Source organism: Amycolatopsis sp. NPDC058278 (assembly GCF_042881395.1).
Lineage (GTDB): Bacteria > Actinomycetota > Actinomycetes > Mycobacteriales > Pseudonocardiaceae > Amycolatopsis.
The window spans coordinates 87,752-107,010 of the sequence record NZ_JBHVXZ010000009.1 but is presented as its reverse complement, the minus strand read 5'-3'; the positions used below and the strand labels follow the sequence as shown (position 1 = coordinate 107,010).

Annotated in this window: 17 protein-coding genes; 9 read left to right on the top strand and 8 right to left on the bottom strand. The window is 71.0% G+C overall.

All coding sequences use genetic code 11. The annotated features are described in order from the left end of the window. Positions 1–73 precede the first annotated feature (73 nt). The 4 genes from ACFVYA_RS06935 to ACFVYA_RS06920 all read left to right on the top strand — a co-directional run bounded on the left by ACFVYA_RS06935 (position 74) and on the right by ACFVYA_RS06920 (position 6,335). On the top strand, positions 74–2,242 hold the full coding sequence (locus tag ACFVYA_RS06935; protein WP_387043219.1) for a 3'-5' exonuclease: 2,169 nt from the start codon (positions 74–76) through the stop codon (positions 2,240–2,242). A gap of 69 nt (positions 2,243–2,311) precedes the next feature. Continuing rightward, positions 2,312–4,024: an FAD-dependent oxidoreductase gene (locus tag ACFVYA_RS06930; RefSeq protein ID WP_387043217.1), complete on the top strand. Its 1,713-nt coding sequence runs from the start codon at positions 2,312–2,314 to the stop codon at positions 4,022–4,024. Positions 4,025–4,049: 25 nt separating this feature from the next. Beyond that, positions 4,050–4,757: a maleylpyruvate isomerase N-terminal domain-containing protein gene (locus ACFVYA_RS06925; protein ID WP_285988166.1), complete on the top strand. Its 708-nt coding sequence runs from the start codon at positions 4,050–4,052 to the stop codon at positions 4,755–4,757. A gap of 72 nt (positions 4,758–4,829) precedes the next feature. After that, a complete protein-coding gene (locus ACFVYA_RS06920; RefSeq protein ID WP_387043215.1) occupies positions 4,830–6,335 on the top strand; it encodes an FAD-binding oxidoreductase in 1,506 nt (501 codons plus the stop codon). Here ACFVYA_RS06920 and ACFVYA_RS06915 read toward each other — a convergent pair. Next, positions 6,332–7,777 (bottom strand): aldehyde dehydrogenase family protein, encoded by a 1,446-nt coding sequence (locus ACFVYA_RS06915; protein ID WP_387043213.1) that lies wholly within the window; start codon positions 7,775–7,777, stop codon positions 6,332–6,334. The two genes, ACFVYA_RS06920 and ACFVYA_RS06915, sit on opposite strands and share 4 nt — an antisense overlap. A gap of 55 nt (positions 7,778–7,832) precedes the next feature. Beyond that, complete coding sequence (locus ACFVYA_RS06910; protein ID WP_387043211.1) at positions 7,833–8,867, bottom strand: zinc-dependent alcohol dehydrogenase family protein; 1,035 nt, start codon at positions 8,865–8,867, stop codon at positions 7,833–7,835. 121 nt (positions 8,868–8,988) lie between these two features. On the opposite strand from ACFVYA_RS06910, the gene ACFVYA_RS06905 reads away from it, so the two are divergent. Beyond that, positions 8,989–9,594: a rhomboid family intramembrane serine protease gene (locus ACFVYA_RS06905; RefSeq protein ID WP_387043209.1), complete on the top strand. Its 606-nt coding sequence runs from the start codon at positions 8,989–8,991 to the stop codon at positions 9,592–9,594. On the opposite strand, the gene ACFVYA_RS06900 is transcribed toward ACFVYA_RS06905, so the two are convergent. Next, positions 9,562–10,107: a DinB family protein gene (locus ACFVYA_RS06900; RefSeq protein ID WP_387043207.1), complete on the bottom strand. Its 546-nt coding sequence runs from the start codon at positions 10,105–10,107 to the stop codon at positions 9,562–9,564. The two genes, ACFVYA_RS06905 and ACFVYA_RS06900, sit on opposite strands and share 33 nt — an antisense overlap. A gap of 108 nt (positions 10,108–10,215) precedes the next feature. On the opposite strand from ACFVYA_RS06900, the gene guaA reads away from it, so the two are divergent. Next, positions 10,216–11,772, top strand: a complete 1,557-nt coding sequence (gene guaA / locus ACFVYA_RS06895; RefSeq protein ID WP_387043205.1) for a glutamine-hydrolyzing GMP synthase — start codon at positions 10,216–10,218, stop codon at positions 11,770–11,772. A 63-nt stretch (positions 11,773–11,835) separates the two neighbouring features. Here guaA and ACFVYA_RS06890 read toward each other — a convergent pair whose 3' ends face one another. From ACFVYA_RS06890 to ACFVYA_RS06880, 3 genes are all read right to left on the bottom strand, one after another. After that, the gene (locus ACFVYA_RS06890; RefSeq protein WP_387043203.1) at positions 11,836–12,078 is read right to left on the bottom strand and encodes a hypothetical protein; all 243 of its coding nucleotides are present in this window, start codon (positions 12,076–12,078) and stop codon (positions 11,836–11,838) included. Next, positions 12,071–13,357, bottom strand: coding sequence for a PspC domain-containing protein (locus ACFVYA_RS06885; protein ID WP_387043201.1), 1,287 nt, complete (start codon positions 13,355–13,357; stop codon positions 12,071–12,073). The genes ACFVYA_RS06890 and ACFVYA_RS06885 overlap by 8 nt, the downstream gene beginning before the upstream one ends. An 82-nt stretch (positions 13,358–13,439) precedes the next feature. Continuing rightward, on the bottom strand, positions 13,440–14,177 hold the full coding sequence (locus tag ACFVYA_RS06880) for an SDR family oxidoreductase (RefSeq protein WP_387043199.1): 738 nt from the start codon (positions 14,175–14,177) through the stop codon (positions 13,440–13,442). A gap of 58 nt (positions 14,178–14,235) precedes the next feature. Here ACFVYA_RS06880 and ACFVYA_RS06875 point away from each other — a divergent pair, with 58 nt between their 5' ends. Further along, positions 14,236–15,543 carry a PspC domain-containing protein gene (locus ACFVYA_RS06875; protein WP_387043251.1) on the top strand — a complete coding sequence of 436 codons (1,308 nt, stop codon included), beginning with the start codon at positions 14,236–14,238 and terminating at the stop codon, positions 15,541–15,543. A 7-nt stretch (positions 15,544–15,550) separates the two neighbouring features. Next, positions 15,551–16,231, top strand: coding sequence for a response regulator transcription factor (locus ACFVYA_RS06870; protein ID WP_013222701.1), 681 nt, complete (start codon positions 15,551–15,553; stop codon positions 16,229–16,231). On the opposite strand, the gene ACFVYA_RS06865 is transcribed toward ACFVYA_RS06870, so the two are convergent. Continuing rightward, a complete protein-coding gene (locus tag ACFVYA_RS06865; RefSeq protein ID WP_285988176.1) occupies positions 16,228–17,133 on the bottom strand; it encodes a DMT family transporter in 906 nt (301 codons plus the stop codon). The genes ACFVYA_RS06870 and ACFVYA_RS06865 overlap by 4 nt on opposite strands. Before the next feature lie 104 nt (positions 17,134–17,237). Here ACFVYA_RS06865 and ACFVYA_RS06860 point away from each other — a divergent pair, with 104 nt between their 5' ends. Continuing rightward, on the top strand, positions 17,238–18,146 hold the full coding sequence (locus ACFVYA_RS06860; protein ID WP_387043196.1) for a LysR family transcriptional regulator: 909 nt from the start codon (positions 17,238–17,240) through the stop codon (positions 18,144–18,146). Here the strand turns inward: ACFVYA_RS06860 and ACFVYA_RS06855 are convergent. Beyond that, entirely contained in the window at positions 18,143–19,255 is a 1,113-nt protein-coding gene (locus tag ACFVYA_RS06855; protein WP_387043194.1) for a serine/threonine-protein kinase, read from the bottom strand. The genes ACFVYA_RS06860 and ACFVYA_RS06855 overlap by 4 nt on opposite strands. Positions 19,256–19,259 lie beyond the last annotated feature (4 nt).

Genomic DNA, 19,259 nt, shown 5'->3' with positions numbered 1-19,259 from the left:
CACAGCGCGCAACAGCTGATCGCTGCCGCGCTATGGTCTGATGTTCGGAGGACTGAACTCGGAGAGGCCGCTGATGGCGACTGTCGTGTTTGCGAAAGAGTTCCAGAAGAACCTGTCCGTCGAGGGTTCCCTGAAGCCCCGCGCATGGGATCTCCTCACGAAGCTGAGCGCGGACCACGATCTCACCGGCTTGGACCTCAAGATCCCGAAAGGCGCCCGGGATCCACGAGTTCGAACAGCCCGCGTGACGGACAATCACCGGGCGGTGTTGTTCGCTGCCGGCTCCACGGATGACCAGTACTACCTCCTCGTCGCGATCAGGCCACACGACGAGGCCTATGACTACGCCGCTCAGGTGACGATGCGCGCCAACCCGGCCAACGGCGTGTTCGAGGTGTTGCACGACACCGAGCTCCCCAGCCCTCGGTGGAGTCGTGGTGGTGAATCCGAGGACGATCGACCACTGCTGGTTCCGTATCGCCCGTCGGAGCTCGAATCAATCGGAATCCTCCCTGAGCTGGCTGCCCGAGTGGTGGAACTGGTCAACGAGAACGATCTTGAGGATCTTTGTCTGCATGCGCCGACCTGGCAGGCGCATGCCTTGCTCGACGTCGCTTGTGGCATGTCACTCGAACAGGTCAAGAAAAGGTATGCCCTCCAAGGGGAGCGATCGGTCGGGCACACCATCCCGGCCGACGTGGACGACCCGGCTCAGCTGCGTGATTCACTCGGACGCGCAGCTTCTCTGATGGAATTCGTCGTCGTCGAGGTCGATGAGCAGCTGAGGCGAATGCTCATCGGCGACTTCGCGGCGTGGCGTCTTTTCCTGCACCCCGATCAGCGACATCTGGTCGAACGACCAAGGAAAGGCTCTTTCCGGGTCGCCGGCGGTGCGGGCACCGGCAAGACCGTTGTCGCCATGCATCGGGCAGTCGCTCTCGCGCGGCGGAATCCGCAGTCGCGCGTGCTGCTGACGACCTATACCAAGAATCTTGCACTGCAGTTGGCCGAGCATGTAAAGGGTCTGGCGGAACCCGATATATTCGAACGCATCGACGTGTCGGGCGTGGATCAACTCGCTCGCAACATCGTGGCGCGCACGAACGGTGCGGGTCCTCGGATCATGAACGAATCCGATCAATTACGCGTGTGGACCTCCGCGCTCGCTGCGGTGCCTGATCTGCCGCCCGGCGATCGGGATCGGCTTACCCCCTACTTCCTGATGAACGAGTACGAGCAAGTGATTCTAGGCATGGCGACCCCGTCGTTGGACGGTTATCTGACCGAGCCGCGACGCGGTCGGCGGGTGAAGCTGAGTCGTCTCCAGAAAACGCGCTTGTGGCGAGTGGTCGACGAGTTCGTCCGGTTGATGGCTCGGGAGAGGAAGACGACCTACGCCGACGTGGTGGCCCAGGCGGCGACCATCGCCGCAGGCGCCGACCTGCCGCTGGCCAATCAGTACCACCATGTGGTCGTCGACGAGGCGCAGGACCTCACCCCGGCTCACTGGCGTCTGCTCCGAGCGGTTGTCCCGGAGGGGCCGGACGACCTGTTCATCTGCGAGGATGCTCATCAGCGGATCTATGGTGAACGTCTGGTGATCAGTCGGTACGGGATCGAGACCAGAGGACGTTCGCAGCGACTTACGCTCAATTACCGCACCACGAAGCAGGTACTCGGCTTCGCGACCCGCCTCCTGGCGGGGGAGAACTTCGTCGATCTGGCCGATGAGGATGAGTCGACATCGCACTACCGCTCCTTGTTGGGCGGACCCGAGCCGGTGACGTACGGAGCGGCCGGCTGGCAGGAGGAGAAGGACTTCGTCGTTGCGACGGTCAGGAGCTGGCTCGAGGAACCGGCTGGTCAGGAGCCCGGCGCTTTCGCGGTGCTCGCGCGTAGTCACGAGATTCGTGACGAGATGGCGCGGGAGTTGCGTGCGGCAGATCTTCCTGCGGTCGTAATGAGTCCGGAACACCCGGTCGACTTCTCGGGCGTGCAGGTGGCGACGATGCACCGGGCCAAGGGAACCGAGTTTGCTCGCTGTGTTGTGATAGGTGCGGATAGTGATCATATTCCGCACAGGTACGTCTTCCAGCGAGCTGAGGCAGAGGAGCGGGTGGACCTTCTCGCCAAAGAGAGATGCTTGTTGTATGTCGCATGTACGCGTCCTCGCGATCAGCTCGTTGTGACCTGGACGGGTGGACCTTCTCCGCTTTTGCCGGCGCCGTTGCGAACGGCGTAGTACTCACGGCTATAACTGACCGGTAACTTACCTCTGGTCAGAACGCGGGGCCGGAGTTACGCTCCAGGTGTGACTGCCAGTAACACCACCACCAGCGCGGGTGGCCCCGACTACGACGTCGTCGTGGTGGGGTCGGGGTTCGGCGGCAGCGTTGCGGCGCTGCGGCTCACCGAGAAGGGCTACCGGGTAGCCGTCATCGAGGCGGGCCGCCGGTTCGCCGACGACGAGTTCGCGAAGACGTCGTGGGACCTCAAGCGCTACCTGTGGGCGCCGCAGGTCGGCTGCTACGGCATCCAGCGCATCCACATGCTCAACGACGTCATGGTGCTGGCGGGCGCCGGTGTCGGCGGCGGCTCGCTCGTCTACGCGAACACGCTGTACCGGCCGCTCAAGCCGTTCTACGCCGATCGGCAGTGGGCGCACATCACCGACTGGGAGTCCGAGCTCGCCCCGCACTACGACCAGGCGAGCCGGATGCTCGGCGTCGTCACGAACCCGACGATCACCCCGTCGGACGTCGTGATGCGCGAGGTCGCGAAAGACATGGGCGTCGCCGGCTCGTTCCACCCGACGCCGGTCGGCGTCTACTTCGGCAAGCCGGGCGAGCGTGCCGCCGATCCGTACTTCGGTGGCGCCGGCCCGGCCCGCACCGGCTGCACCGAATGCGGCTCCTGCATGACCGGCTGCCGCGTCGGCGCGAAGAACACGCTGGTCAAGAACTACCTCTACCTCGCCGAACAGGACGGCGCGCAGGTCATCCCGCTCACCACGGTGACGGCCGTGACGCCGATCGACGGCGGCTACGAAGTCAGCCTCAAGAAGACCGGAACGACCTCGAAGAAGTTCCGCACGACGATCACGGCCGAGAAGGTCGTCTTCGCCGCGGGGACGTGGGGCACCCAGAACCTGCTGCACCGGATGAAGGACACCGGACGGCTGCCGAAGCTCTCGCGGCGGCTCGGCGAGCTGACCCGCACGAACTCCGAGGCCATCATCGGCGCGGCCCGGACCGACGTCGACGAGAGCCGGAACTTCAGCCGCGGCGTCGCGATCACCTCGTCCATCCACCCGGACGAGAACACCCACATCGAGCCGGTCCGCTACGGCAAGGGCAGCAACGCGATGAGCCTGCTGCAGACGATCGCGACGGACGGCGCCTCGCCGGTGCCGCGCTGGCAGCAGCTGGTGCGGTTCCTGCTGAAGCACCCGGTCCAGTCGGCGCGGATGCTCAACGGCTACCGCTGGAGCGAGCGCACGGTGATCCTGCTGGTCATGCAGAGCCTGGACAACTCGATCACGACGTACACCAAGCGCGGGCTGTTCGGCCGCCGCAAGTACACGTCCAAGCAGGGCCACGGCGAGCCGAACCCGAGCTTCATCCCGGCCGGCCACGAGGCCAACGAGCGCACGGCCGAGCGCATCGGCGGCATCGCCGGCGGCACCTGGGGCGAGATCTTCGACATCCCGCTGACGGCGCACTTCATCGGCGGCGTCCCGATCGGTGCCACGGCCGACGAAGGGGTGATCGACCCGTACCACCGCGTGTTCGGCTACCCGGGCCTGTCGGTGGTGGACGGCGCGGCGATCACCGCCAACCTCGGCGTGAACCCGTCGCTGACGATCACGGCCCAGGCCGAGCGCGCGTTCTCCTTCTGGCCGAACAAGGGCGAGCAGGACCTGCGGCCGGCGCAGGACGTGCCCTACGCGCGGCTGGAGCCGATCGCGCCGAAGAACCCGGCCGTTCCCGCGGAGGCCCCCGCCGCGCTGTATCGATCCTCCTAGGGCCTCTCCTCCTAGACTCGGGGCCGTGACGGCATCCGAGAAGGCACACGCACTGCTCGACGGCATCCGGAAGCTCGACGACGAATGGGCACGGGCCATCGGTGGCCTCGGTGAACCCGAGCTGCGCGCTCCCAGCGCGCTGCCCGGCTGGTCGCGTGCCCACGTCCTCGCGCACGTCGCCCGCAACGCCGACGGCCTGCAGAACCTGCTGGCCTGGGCGAACACCGGCGTCGAGACGCCGATGTACCCCAGTGCCGAGGCACGGGAGCGGGACATCGAAGCCGGCGCCCAGCACGCGGCCGCCGACCTGCTCGCGGACTTCGTCGCGTCGGCCGGGCGATTCGAGCAGTACGCCGCCGCGATGCCGGACGACGCCTGGGCGCGGGAGGCCCGCAACCGGCAGGGCGCGCCCGTCACCGGGGCCGTCGTGGCGCGGATGCGGCTGTCCGAACTGACCATCCACCTCGCCGACCTCGACCGCGGATACGACCTCGACCGCGTGCTCGCGCTGCTCGGCCCGCTCACCGAGGACGTCGTCCAGCACGCCGTCACCTCGCGCGGTGCCCACCTCCCGGCGCTGCGCCTGGCCGCCGACGGGTTCGAGTGGACGATGGGTGCCGCCCCGAAGACGACCGTCCGCGGGTCGGCCGGGGCGCTGCTGGCCTGGCTCAGCGGGCGCTCCGACGGCGCCGCCCTCGACGGTGACGTGCCCCGGATCCCGGCCTGGACGTGACCGGCCCGCTCCGCCACGTGAACGCCTTGCGCCCGCTCTACACTGGGCGCTCCCGGCACCGAGGAGTCCGCTGTGGACAGTGAGCACGACCAGGGGCGGACCGGCGTCCGCCGCCGGACGTTCCTGCGGATCGCGGGCGTCTCGGCCGCCGGTGCCGTCGCCGCCGCGTGCGGGCCGGAGAACCCCGCCGCCCCGGTCGCCTCGACCGCCCCGGTGGACCCGACGTCGGCCCCGCCGGCCACCCGGCTGCCCACCGGGCCACCGAACTGGGACGACCTGCGCCCCCGGCTGACCGGCGGCCTGCTGCGGCCGGGCGCCGAAAGCTACGACACCGCCAAGCACGGCTTCAACCAGCTGTTCGACGGCAACAACCCGGTCGCCGTCGCGACCGTGGCGACCACCCAGGACGTCCAGGCCTGCCTGAAGGCGGCCGCCGGGCGCGTCGCGATCGCCGCGCGCAGCGGCGGCCACAGCTACGCCGGTTACTCGGTGCCGGTGGGCGGGCTGGTCATCGACGTGGCCGCGCTGAACAAGGTCGACGTCCAGGGCGGCAAGGCCGTGATCGGCGCCGGCGCGAAGCTGAAGGACGTCTACGCCGCGCTGGCACGGGCCGGGCGCGCGCTGCCCGCCGGATCCTGCCCGACGGTCGGGATCGCCGGGCTGACCCTCGGCGGCGGCATCGGCGTGCTCGCCCGCAAGTACGGCTTGACCTGCGACCACCTGAGCTCCGCGCAGGTCGTCACCGCCGACGGCCGGACGCTCACCGCGTCCGCGGGCTCCGAACCGGACCTGTTCTGGGCGCTGCGCGGCGGAGGCGGCGGCAACTTCGGCGTCGTCACCGAGTTCACCTTCGACACCGATCCGGCGCCGGAGGCGCTGACGGTGTTCTCGCTGCACTTCCCGGCCGGGGCCGCGAGCGGCGTGCTCGCCGCGTGGCAGCAGTGGATCGCCGCGATGCCGCCGGAGCTCTGGGCGAACCTGGTGCTTTCGGGCGGGTCGCCGGTGCAGTGCCGCGTCGGCGGCTGCTACGTCGGAGGCGCCGCGGGGCTCAACACGCTGCTGAACAACCTGACCGCCAACGCCGGCGCCCGGCCGACGCAGCGCGTGGTGAAGACCCTGGACTACCTCGGCGCCATGAAGTACTTCGAGGGCAGCTCGAACCGCCAGTCGTTCATCGCCTCCTCGCGGATGATCACCACCCCGGTCGACGCCGCGAAGGTCGTCGCGGTCGCCGACGGCCGGTCGGGCATGGACCTGCTCATCGACGGTCTCGGCGGCGCGGTGGCCGGGCCGGCCAAGGACGCCACGGCGTTCTGGCACCGCGACGCGCTGGCCAGCATCCAGGTCTACGCGCCCGCGACGACGAAGACCCGGACGAAGGTCACGCAGGCGGTCGGCGACGTCGTCGCGGGGCTCGCCGCGGCCGGCGCGGGCGGCGGGTACGTCAACTACATCGACCCGGCCCTGCCCGACTGGAAGGCCGCCTACTACGGCGACAACGCCAAGCGCCTGCAGGACGTCGCGAACAAGTACGACCCCAACAACGTCTTCCGGTTCGGGCAGGGCGTCGTCAGTTAGAGGTCGATGCCGGTGAAGACGGTGACGCGCTCCTCCGTCAGGTCGTGCATCGCGGCGAGCACGCCTTCGCGGCCGACGCCGGAGCCCTTCACGCCACCGTAAGGCATCTGATCGGCGCGGTAGGACGGGACGTCACCGATGATCACGCCGCCGACCTCCAGCTCCGCCGACGCGTGGAACGCCAGCTGGACGTCGGTGGTGAAGACGCCCGCCTGCAGGCCGTAGGCGGATTCGTTGACCGAGCGGAAGGCCGCGTCCACACCGTCCACAACGGACACCGCGAGGACCGGGCCGAAGATCTCCTCGGACCACGCCTTGGTGTCCGGCGGGACGTCGGTGAGCAGGGTCGGGGCGACGGTCGCGCCGTCGCGGGTGCCGCCGGTGAGCACCTTCGCGCCCGCTTCGACGGCGTCATCGATCCACGCGACGATCCGCTCGGCGGCCGCTTCGTCGACCACCGGGCCGACGTCGGTGTTGCGGTCGTACGGGTCGCCGGTCCGCTGCGCCTCGACGGCTTCCACCAGCGCGGGCACGAACTCCTCGGCCACGGCGGCGTCCACGATCACCCGCTGCACCGCGATGCAGGACTGGCCGGCCTGGTAGTTGCCGAAGGTGGCGATCCGGTGCGCGGCGCCTTCGGGGTCGGGCCAGTCGCGCAGCACGACGGCCGCCGCGTTGCCGCCGAGCTCGAGCACGACGTGCTTGCGGGGTGCGGCGTCCTTGAGCGACCAGCCGACCGGGCCGGAGCCGGTGAACGACACGACCGGCAACCGCGGGTCCGCGACGAGCGCCTGTGTCTCCTCGTTTCCGAGCGGCAGCACGGAGAAGGCGCCTTCCGGGAGGTCCGTCTCGGCCAGGATTTCGCCGAGGATCAGCGCCGACAACGGCGTCCGTGGCGCGGGCTTGACGATGATCGGCGCGCCGATCGCCAGCGACGGCGCGACCTTGTGCGCCACCAGGTTGAGCGGGAAGTTGAACGGCGCGATGCCGAGCACCGGCCCGCGCGGGACCCGGCGGGTCAGCGCCAGCCGGGCCTCGCCGGCGGGGTCGGTGTCGAGGCGCTGGACTTCGCCGGTGAAGCGGCGGGCTTCCTCGGCGGCGATGCGGAACACCGACACCGCGCGCTTGACCTCGGCTTCGGCCCACTTGAGCGGCTTGCCGTTTTCGGCGGTGATCACCTCGGCGATCTCCTCGGCCCGCGCGGCGAGCACGCGGGAGGCGTGGTCGAGCGCGCCCGCCCGCAGGTGCGCGGGGCTGCGCCGGAACTCCTTGGCGACCGCGGCCGCGGCGGCCACCGCGCGTTCGACCTGGTCCGGCCCGGGCACGGCGACCGTGGCGACCTCGCTGCCGTCGTACGGGTGGTGCACGACGAGGGTGGTCGCGCCCGGCTCCGGGCGGCCGGCGATCCAGGCGGGGCGCGGCTCGGGGGTGATCATGTCCATGCGTACCAACGTAATCCGGGTGGGGGTGCGACCGGCGCACCCCCACCCGGACGGGTCACGGCTTGATGAGCACCTTCAGCGCTTCGCGGTCGGCCATCGCGCGGTAACCGCCGGGGATCTCTTCGACGCCGATCGTGCGGTCGAAGACCTTGCCGGGCTGGTACTTGCCGTCGAGGACGTCCGGCAGCAGCTCGGGGATGTAGTGCCGCGCCGGGGCGACCCCGCCGGTGACGGTGATGTTCCGCCGGAACAGCGCCGGGCCGATCGGGCCCTCCTCGTACTGCGGGACGCCGACGCGGCTGACCGCACCGCCCGCGCGCACGACGCCGACGGCCATCTCGAAGGCGGGTTTCGTGCCGACGCATTCCAGGACGGAGTGGGTGCCTTCGCCGCCGGTCAGTTCGCGCACCTTGGCGATGCCTTCCTCGCCGCGCTCGGCGACGACGTCGGTCGCGCCGAACTCGCGGCCGAGGTCGGTCCGCGCCGGGTGGCGTCCCATGAGGACGATCCGCTCGGCGCCGAGGCGCTTCGCGGCGAGAACGGCGGAGAGGCCGACCGCGCCGTCGCCGATCACGGTGACGTTCTGGCCCGGCGTCACGCGCGCCTTCGTCGCGGCGTGGTGGCCGGTCGGGAAGACGTCCGAGAGCGTGAGGAGCGACGCGAGCAGCCCGTCGTCCTCGGTGTGCGGCACCTTGACGAGGGTGCCGTCGGCCTGCGGCACGCGCACGGCTTCGCCCTGGCCACCGTCGACGCCCTTCGCGCCCCAGAACCCACCGTGCACGCAGGAGGTCTGCAGGCCTTCGCGGCAGAACTGGCAGGTGTTGTCGGAGTAGACGAAGGGCGCGATGACGAGGTCGCCCTTGGTGACGGTGGCGACGTCCGCACCGGTCTCCTCGACGATCCCGAGGAACTCGTGCCCGATGCGGCGGCCGTGCTCGCTCGGTGCCATGTCGGCGTACGGCCAGAGGTCGCTGCCGCAGATGCAGGACCGGACGACCCGCAGGATGACGTCGGTCGGCTCCACCAGCTTCGGGTCGGGAACGGTCTCCACCCGCACGTCGCCGGCGCCGTAGATGACTGTCGCTCGCATGCAAGTCCTTTCGTTAGCTTCCCTAAGTAAGACCGGCGGCGAGGGGACGGGCATTCCGGGGTGTGTCGACCGTGACAAACGGCGGAGGTGCGGCGGCGGTGTCGCGCCTAGATTTTCGGTCATGACCACTCGCACCGCATCCCGCAACCCGTTCGGGGCCCTCGCCCCGGTGGCCCGCCGCCCGTACCTGACCGCCGTGGTCTTCGCGGTGACCTTGGCCTGCGGCATCGCGCAGCTGGTGCATCCGCCGCTGTACGACGTGATGCACCGTGACGCCGCCCGCATCGACGCCGGTGAGTGGTACCGCCTGGTGACCGGCATGTTCTTCCAGGACGGCTGGGCCTTCGGCCTGACGTCGAACCTGCTCTGGCTGGCGTTCTTCGGCACGCTCGCCGAGCGGGTGTTCGGCCGCGCGCGGTGGCTCGTCCTGTACTTCGGGTGCGGCCTGTTCGGCCAGGTCATGAGCTACGTCTGGCTCAACCCGGTCGGTGCCGGCAACTCGATGTGCGTGGTGGGGCTGATCGGCGGCCTGGCGGCGGTCGTCATGGTGGCTTCCCGCCGGTACGGCGTCGTACTGCCGATGCAGTTCCGGGTCATCGCCTACGCCGCGCCGGTGCTGGCCGTGGTGGACACGCTGGCGCACGACAACCACGGCCTCCCGCTGCTGCTGGGCCTGGCGCTGGGCTTCGCGCTGCTACCGGCTCCGGTGAAGGTCGCGCAGCAGTAGGACTTCGGCGCAGTGGTGGATCAGCTCGCGGTGGATGTGCAGCACCAGGGTGGCCATCGGGTACGCCGCATACGGCCCCTCGGCCGGTCCGCACGGCCGGCCCAGGGCCTCTTCGTCGAGCGACCTCACCCCTTCGACCCACTGCGCGTAGAACTTGTCGAGTTCCGACAGCGCTTCGGCGGCCGTCCCCGGGTACGGGTAGCTGTCGTAGCCGACCGGCGCGCCGCCGAAGTGCGACGCGATCCGCGCGCCGAGCACGCCGACGAGGATGTGGCCGAGCCGCCACGCGATCGTCGTCACCGGCGGGGGCGTCGGCTCGGGGAAGGCGAAGTCGATGGTGAACGGGCCCGAGCCGGGTTCGTCGTCCGACTTGCGCGGCCGGACGGTCCAGCAGTTCGCGACCGGCTCCCAGAAGTACTCGTCATCGGTGAGTCCTTCGAGCTTCGGGCGCACCAGGACGTTCCAGTGGAAGTCGAGCTGGTCGGTCAGTTCCTTGGTCCAGTTCACAGCCATACCGGGCACCGTAGGCCCGATCGAGGACAGGACCGGCCCTGAATCCGGGTGACCGGGCCCACCTGGGACGATGGTGGGGAATCCCGCTTCTCGCCAGGAGGTCGCCAGGTGCCCAACCCCACCGGTCCGGTTCTCGTCGTGGACTTCGGGGCGCAGTACGCGCAGCTGATCGCCCGGCGCGTCCGCGAGGCGCAGATCTACTCCGAGGTCGTTCCGCACAGCACGTCGACCGAAGAGATCCTCGCGAAGAACCCCGCGGCCATCATCCTTTCCGGCGGCCCGTCGAGCGTGTACGCCGAAGGTGCCCCGGGCATGGACCCGAAGCTCACCGAAGCGGGCGTGCCGATGTTCGGCATCTGCTACGGCCACCAGCTGCTGGCCAGCGCGCTCGGCGGGGTCGTCGAGCCGACCGGCGTGCGCGAGTTCGGCCGCACCGAGGTCCGCGTGACCGGTGACGGCGGTGTCCTGCACGCCGGCCTGCCCGCGCACCAGCCCGCGTGGATGAGCCACAACGACAGCGTCACCAAGGCCCCGGAGGGCTCGGTCGTCACGGCGTCTTCGGACGGCGCCGAAGTCGCCGGCTTCGAGGACGTCAAACGTCGCTTCGCGGGCGTCCAGTACCACCCGGAGGTCGCGCACTCGCCGCACGGCCAGGAGGTGCTGCGCCGGTTCCTGCGCGACATCGCCGGCATCGAGCCGCAGTGGACGACGTCGTCGATCGTCGAGGAGCAGGTCCAGCGGATCAGCGACCAGATCGGCGACGGCCGCGCGATCTGCGGGCTGTCCGGCGGGGTCGACTCCGCCGTCGCGGCCGCGCTCGTGCAGCGCGCCATCGGCGACCGGCTGACCTGCGTGTTCGTCGACCACGGCCTGCTGCGGGCGGGCGAGCGCACCCAGGTCGAGCAGGACTTCGTCTCCGCCACCGGGGTCAACCTCGTCACCATCGACGCGCGGGAACGCTTCCTCGGCGCGCTGGCCGGCGTCACCGACCCGGAGCAGAAGCGCAAGATCATCGGCCGCGAGTTCATCCGCGTGTTCGAGCAGGCCGAGCGCGACCTCAAGGCCCAGGGCGACTACCGGTTCCTGGTCCAGGGGACGCTGTACCCGGACGTCGTCGAGTCCGGCGGTGGCGAGGGCACGGCCAACATCAAGAGCCACCACAACGTCGGCGGCCTGCCGGACGACCTGCAGTTCGAGCTGGTCGAGCCGCTGCGGCTGCTGTTCAAGGACGAGGTCCGCCGGGTCGGCCTGGAGCTGGGGCTGCCCGAGACGATCGTGCAGCGCCAGCCGTTCCCCGGCCCCGGTCTGGGCATCCGGATCATCGGCGCGGTCGACCAGGAGCGCCTCGACACCCTGCGTGCGGCGGACCTGATCGCGCGTGAGGAGCTGACGGCGGCCGGGCTGGACCGCAGCATCTGGCAGTGCCCGGTGGTGCTGCTCGCCGACGTCCGCAGCGTCGGCGTCCAAGGCGACGGCCGGACCTACGGGCACCCGATCGTCCTGCGGCCGGTGTCGTCCGAAGACGCGATGACCGCGGACTGGACGCGCCTGCCCTACGAGGTCCTGGAGCGGATTTCCACCCGCATCACCAACGAGGTCGCGGAGGTCAACCGGGTGGTGCTGGACGTGACGTCCAAGCCGCCGGGCACCATCGAGTGGGAGTGACCGCCCCCTGAACAGGACTCGAGGCCCCGGCGTGGGATCCGGGGCCTCGAGAGATTGCGTCGTTCAGTGCCGCCGGTTGCCGCGGAACGACGCCGCGAGGAGCAGCAGCCCCACGAAGACCGCGCCCCCGGCGATCACCCAGCGGAAGTCGAACGGTGGCAGCCAGCTGGCGCCGTCGGAGAGGACGTACGCCGACACCAGCAGCGTCGCGATGCCGAAGATCAGGGTGAAGACGTCCAGGCCGCCGCGCTGGGCGGGCTGGGTTTCGGCCGGATCGTCGTAGGCGTAAGGGTTCTGGTCAGTCACGCCGCACCTCCACGTTGCCCACGTTGTTCGAAACCTTCAGCGTGATCTTCTGGCCGCCGGGGCCGTCGGCGCCGTTGTCCGTGCCGACCAGCGCGGCCTCGCCGACGCCGTCGTTCCTGCGGCCGAAGCACGACGTCTCGCCCGCGCCGGTGTGGCAGTCGAAGGTGACGTCCGCGTCGGCCGGCACGATCACCGTGGTGTCGCCCGCGCCGTTGGACACGGTCGTCGAGTACGGCGCTCCGGCCGGCAGCTTGGTCAGGTCGAGGTCGATGTCGCCCGCCGCGTGCTGGTAGAGCGGCTGCAGTTCGGCCAGTGACTGCGGCACCGGGCTGATGTCGCCGAGACCGCCGCGGACGTCGAAGCTCTTGAACGGCGCGCTCGTCAGGACCAGCCCCGCGATCGCCAGCGGGATCGCGAGCCCGATCAGGCCGCGTCCGCCGCGGGCGAACGCGCCGGCGACCAGGCCGATGCCGACCACGCCGAGCACCAGGCCGATGATGTGCTGCGCGTCGAACCAGGCGGCGCCGTTGAGGCCGGCCAGCACACCGGCGCCGGCGGTCAGCACGGCCAGCGCGAACGTCGCCGAGCCGACCTTCGACCGCGGACGCCGCTGCGGCGCCTGGTACGACGGTGGCGGCGGCGTGGGCCGTGGCTCCTGCACGGGCGGGGCGTCGGGCAGGTCCCAGCCGGCCGGGTCGGCGGCCAGGGGATCCCAGCCGCGCGCCGGCGAAGGCGCCTCGGCGGTGTCGGTCATGGTGAAGGCTCCGTTTCCGGTGAAGGCCGGGTACGACGTCCGCGCGGCGACCGGCGCGGGGCGGTTCTCGTGGCCGCGGCTGCGGTGCAGCAGGTAGAGCGCGGTGGCGATGAGCGCGCAGCTGATCAGGCCGCCGCCGTCGAACCACGACCCGGTGATCGAGCCCCCGGCACTGACGACGGTGAGGACCATGAGCACGACGGCGAACGCGGGCGACACCGACGACCGGCCGCGCCCGATGAGGCTTTCGAAGCCGGAGACCTCGTCGCTTTCGCCGGGCAGGAACAGCCACCCCAGCAGGTAGAAGGGAACGCCGAAGCCACCGAAGATCGTCGTGACCACCAAGGCGATCCGCACGACGACGGGATCGATCCCGTACCGCCGCCCGATGGCGGCGGCCACCCCGGCCAGCTTCCGCCCGGAGTGCGGCCGCCGGGGCCGGCTGACCCAGAAGTCCTTGACGGTCTCCTCGAAGCCGTTCAGGGCACCCGGCTTCGGCGACCGGGTTTCGCTCGCACCACTCATACCGAGAAGCATGCGGCACCTGCGACGGCGGGACATCCGGGATGGTCCCTGAGGTTTCCCGGAGGGGACACGGGGGTCGCGCTCAGCGGCGGAAGCCGCCCTCGGAGCTGATCGTCTGGCCGGTGATCCAGTCCGCATCGTCCGTCGCCAGGAAGCCCACCAGCTTCGCCGCTTCTTCCGGTGTGCCCCACCGGCCTCGCGGGAACCGGCGGCGCACCGCCTCGTGCACCTCCGGGGGCGCGTATCCGGTGTCGACCGGGCCGGGATTGACCGTGTTGACCGTGATCGCGCGATCGGCCAGCGCATCCGCGAGTGAACGCGTGATCGACGCAAGCGCACCCTTGCTCGCCGCGTACGCGATTTCACCCGGCATCGGGCCGAGGTCCTGCCCGGACGTGAAGAACACGATCCGGCCGCCCGGGCGGCCGTCGTGCTGGGCCGCGAACGCCTGCGCCAGCAGGATCGACGAGCGGGTGTTGACCGCCCAGTGTGCGTCGAGCATCGCGGCGTCCAGTTCGCCGAGACCGCCGTCGGATCCGCTGAGCGCGTGGTTGCAGACCAGGATGTCGACGTGCCCGTGCGCTGCGACGGCCGCTGCCATCAGCCGTTCAGGTGCCTCCGGAGCCGCCAGGTCCAGCTCCAGGCCTTCGGGCCGAGCGGGATCCGCGCCCCACGGCTGTTCCCGGTCGTGCGGTGCGTAGTGGTGGCGGAAGACGGCGGCGCCGAGCCCGCGCAGCCGTCCGGCGATCGCGTGGCCGATCCCCGCCCGGCGGCTGACTCCGGTGACCAGTGCGACGCGGCCGTCCAGTGATGCGGGCATGATCGGCAGTCTTCCACCGGATCAGGGGTTTCCCCGATGGAACCGCACCCCGGTGCGTGTGACCATGGACGGCGTGCAGGAGTCCCTCGACCACGTCACCGCCGAGCAGGCGATCGCGGCCACCACGGAACCGGGCGCGCCCAAGATGTTCCGGCGCCGGTCCGGGCGGGCCATCGCCGGCGTCGCCGGGGGCCTCGCCGATCACCTCGGTGTGCCGGTCGTCTGGGTGCGGACGGCCTTCGCGCTGCTGGCCGCGCTCAACGGCGCCGGGCTGCTCGCCTACGGCCTCCTCTGGGTCTTCGTCCAGCAGCAGTCCGAAGAGGCCGCGGACGCGCCGACCCCGAAGGAACGCCAGCAGGCGTTCGGGCTGATCGCGCTGGGCGTCGGCCTCGCCGTCGCCAGCGGGACGCTCACCGGGTTCATCAGCGGCTGGGTCGCGGTGCCCCTGGCCGTCGCCATGCTCGGTGCCGCGGTCGTCTGGCGCGAGGCCGACGAGTCGCAGCGCCGCCGCTGGAAGGTCGGCGCGAAGGACGGCTTCGCCGGGGCGTTCCTCGGCGGTGGCGGCTGGTCGGCCGCCATCCGGATCGTCGCCGGCGTCGCGCTGGTGATCACCGGCATCGGCGTCGTCGTGCTCCGCAGCGGCAGCCTCGACCAGGTCCAGTTCGCGCTCATCGCCGTCATCGCCACCCTGATCGGGGTCGCGGTGCTGACCGTGCCGTTCTGGCTGCGGCTGGTCCGGGACCTCTCCGACGAGCGCAAGGCCCGCATCCGCACCGACGAACGCGCCGAGATCGCCGCCCACCTGCACGACTCCGTGCTGCAGACCCTCGCGCTGATCCAGAAGCAGAGCGAGTCGCCGCGTGAGGTCGCGCGGCTGGCCCGCAGCCAGGAGCGCGAGCTGCGTGGCTGGCTCTACGGCCCGAACGGCTACGGCAAGCCCGCCGAGAACGTCGAGGAAGCGACCGGCCAGCTGTCCGAAGCGCTCGCGACGGCGTGCGGCGAGGTCGAGGACACCTTCGCGATCTCGGTCGGCCAGGTCGTCGTCGGCGACGCCGAGCTGGACGAATCGCTGGTGGCGCTCGTCCAGGCCGCGCGGGAAGCCATCGTGAACGCGGCCAAGCACGCCGGCGTCGACGAGGTCAGCGTCTACGCCGAGGTCGAGCCGACGTCGGTGACGGTGTTCGTCCGCGACCGCGGCAAGGGCTTCGACCCCGATCTCGTCCCGGAGGACCGCCACGGCCTCGCCGACTCGATCCGCGGCCGGATGACCCGGCACGGCGGCACCTGCAAGGTCCGGACGGCGCCGGGTGAGGGCACCGAAGTGCAGCTCGCCATGCCGGTGAAAGCGGGCAAGGGAGCGGCGTGAGGCGGCTATGCTCGACGACGTGACGGACAACCAGCGTGAACCGGTCAAGGTGTTCCTCGTCGACGACCACGCGCTGTTCCGCGCGGGGGTGCGCACCGAGCTCGACTCGATCACCGACGAGGTCCGCGTGGTCGGCGAGGCCGGTTCGGTCGCCGAAGCGGTGGCCGGCATCGCCCGCACGAAGCCCCAGGTCGTCCTCCTCGACGTCCACATGCCCGACGGCGGCGGCGCCGAAGTGCTGCGCCGGGTCCGCCCGGAGCTGCCGGACGTGGTGTTCCTGGCCCTGTCGGTCTCGGACGCCGCCGAAGACGTCATCGCGGTCATCCGCGCGGGCGCCCGCGGGTACGTCACGAAGACGATCTCGTCGAAGGAACTGGTCCGCGCGGTGGTCCGGGTCTCGGACGGCGACGCGGTGTTCTCGCCGCGGCTGGCCGGGTTCGTCCTGGACGCGTTCGCCGACCGCCCGGGTTCGGCGCCGATCAACGACCCCGAGCTGGACCTGCTGACGCCTCGCGAGCGAGACGTCCTGCGGCTGCTCGCGCGCGGGTACGCGTACAAGGAGATCGCGTCGGAGCTGTTCATCTCGGTGAAGACGGTCGAGACGCACGTGTCGAGCGTCCTGCGGAAGACCCAGCTTTCGAACCGCTACGAGCTCTCCCGCTGGGCCTCCGACCGCCGTCTCGTCTAAACGCGTTCCAGCACCGGTTCCGCCGCCGGCACCCGCTTGGGAAGCCGGGTCAACGCCACGCCGCCGAGCACGATCACCATGCCCGCGATCACCCGCAGGTGCAGCTGCTCGCCGAGGAACACCGCCCCGAGCAGCACCGAAACCACCGGCAGCAGGTACCCGACCACCGAAGCCGCCACCGCGCCCTCGCTGGCCAGCAGCTGGTAGTTCAGGGCGAACGCGATCCCCGTCGACCCGATGCCCAGCACCAGCACCGCCAGCAGCGGTCCCGGCGAAACGTGCACCGGCGCGAAGCCACCCGCCGGCAGCGCCAGCACCAGCATCCCGCTGGCCAGCACCATCTGGCCCGCCGAAGTCGCGTACGGCGACACCGACGGGTCCGACAGGTACTTGCCTTCGTAGACGAACGCGAAGCCGTAGCTCGCCGCCGCCGCGAGGCAGCCCAGCGCGCCCCAGCTCAGCAGGCCCGACGCCTGCCACGGCGCGAAGATCAGCAGGATCCCGCCGAGGCCGGCGACCAGGCCGGCCAGCCGCGTCCCCGTCATCCGGGACGACGTTCCCATCAGCGGCGCGGCGAGCAGCACCCACAGCGGCGTCGTCGAGTTGAGGACTCCGGTGATGCCCGAGTCGACCGTCGTCTCGCCGATCGCGAACAGCAGGAACGGCAGCGCGTTGTGGAAGAACGCCGCGACCGCCAGGTGGCCCCATGTCCGGCGGTCGCGCGGGAGCCGGGCCCGCTGCAGGCGGCACAGCACCAGCAGCATCGCGGCGCCGAGCACCAGCCGCGCCAGGACGAGCTGAACCGGCGAGAACATCCCCAGTCCCAGCTTGATCCAGAAGAAGCTCGAGCCCCACATCAGTGCCAGCGCACCGATCCTGAGCAGGGTCTTCGTCTCGCCCACCCCAGTCCTCCTTCGACAGCCGACGTCAGCTTCACCCGGACCAGACGTAAGGACAAGCGAAATTAACTGCATGAACACTTAAGCCGATCTGTACGATCGGGGACATGCTCGACGTCCGCCGCATGCAGGTCCTCCGTGCCGTCATCACCAGCGGGTCGATCACCGCCGCGGCCCGCAACCTCGGCTACACGCCGTCCGCCATCAGCCAGCAGCTGTCCACGCTGGAGCGCGAGGCCGGCACCGAACTGCTCGAACGCGTCGGGCGCGGCGTCCGCCCGACGGCGGCGGGTGCGCTGCTGTCCGAACACGCCGAGACCCTCAGCACCGAGCTCGCCAAGGCCGAAGCGGCGTTGACGGAGCTCAAGGAGGGCCGCATCGGCCGCGTCTCGATCCGCTACTTCGCCACGGCGGGCGCGTCGCTGGTCCCGCCCGCGATCGCCGCGGTCCGCCGCGAGCACCCCGGCGTGCGCCTCGACCTCAAGCTGGTCGAACCCGACGACCCGATGACGGACGTCGAAGCGGGCAACGCCGACGTGGCGATCACCGTCTTCCCGCGCAAGACGCCGCCGGGCGAAGGCGTCGAGCTGGTGCACCTGCTCGACGACCCGTACCGGGCCGTGCTGCCGAAGGCCCACCCGCTGGCGCGCAAGCGCGTACTGGACCTGACGGACTTCGCCGAGGAGCCGTGGGTCGGCGTCGACGGCCTGCCCGGCGTCTGCCGCGACATCCTGGACAGCGCCTGCGCGTCCGCCGGGTTCGCGCCCAACGTCGTCGTCGAGTCCGAGGACTACCAGACGGCGCTGGGGTTCATCGCCGCCGGCATCGGCGTCGGGCTGATCCCGGAACTCGGGCTGGGGCTCGGCGCGCAGCACCCCGGCGTGGTCGTCCGCCGGATGCGCAACCCCGAGCCGGTCCGCGCGATCCACGCCGCCGTCGCGTCACGCGCCTGGGGCCACCCGGCCGTCCGCACGCTGCTGGAAGCCATGCGCGCGGCGACCGCCAAGGTGGCCTAGACGAAGAACAGCTCCGTGACGAGGATGCCGACCAGTACCGCGGCGAGGATCGCGGCCACGGTGACCAGCGTCTTCTTCGACACCGGCAGGTTCCAGGCGTCGGCCTGCTGCGCCGCGGCCGCGGGCGGCGGCGCGTACTGCGTTGCCTGAGGAGCCGGCGGGACCGGCGGGATCTGCTGGGTCGCGCCCTGCGGGTAGCCGGGCGGCGGCGTCATCGGGTACTGCGGCTGGAACTGCGGCCCCGACGGCGGCACCGGCGGTCCCTGGGGCGGCCTCGGCGGGCCGCCCTGCGCGGTCGGCCAGCCGACGGGCATGGTCGGCATCGCCGGCGCGGTCGGCGGGATGAACGCCGTTTCGCGGCCTTCGGTGATCGCCTTCAGCGAGTGGACGGTGTCCGCCATCGTCGGCCGGGTGGTCGGGTCCGCGCGCAGCATCTTGCGCAGCGCCTCGGTCAGGACCCCCGAGTTCTGCGGCGGCCGCTCGGACGACTGGCCGTCGTCCCCGAACGGCGGCACGCCCTCCACGGACGTGTAGAGCGTCGCGCCGAGGGAGAAGACGTCCGCCGCCGGCGTGCCCGGCAGCCCGCGGGCGACCTCGGGTGCCACGTACGCCGGGCTGGGCCCGCCGCCGCTGATGCCGATGTCGGTGAGCTTGACGCCGCCGTCGTCGGCCAGCAGCACCGTGCCCGGCTCGAGGGTGCGGTGCACGAACCCGGCCCCGTGGATGGCCGCCAGCGCGTTCCCGAGCTGGATGCCCAGCAGCGCCGCCTGGTCGGGGGTGAGCCGGCCGTGCTCGGCGAGGAACGTCGCCATGCTGCGCGACGGGATGTACTCCATCACCAGCCAGACGTCCTGGCCGTCCGGCAGCACGTCGAACACCTTGATCGCGCACGGGTGCTCGATCCGGGCCGCGTCCTTGCCTTCCTGCATGGCGGCGGCGCGCGCCTGCTCGGCGCGCTCACCCGCGCCGACCGGCAGGTACATGCGCTTCATCGCGACGGTGCGAAACAGCCGCGTGTCGAACGCCAGCCACACGATGCCCGCGCGGCCGCGGCCGATCGGCTGGTCCAGCCGGAACCGGCCGCCGACGATGGTGCCTTCAGAACTCAAGTCG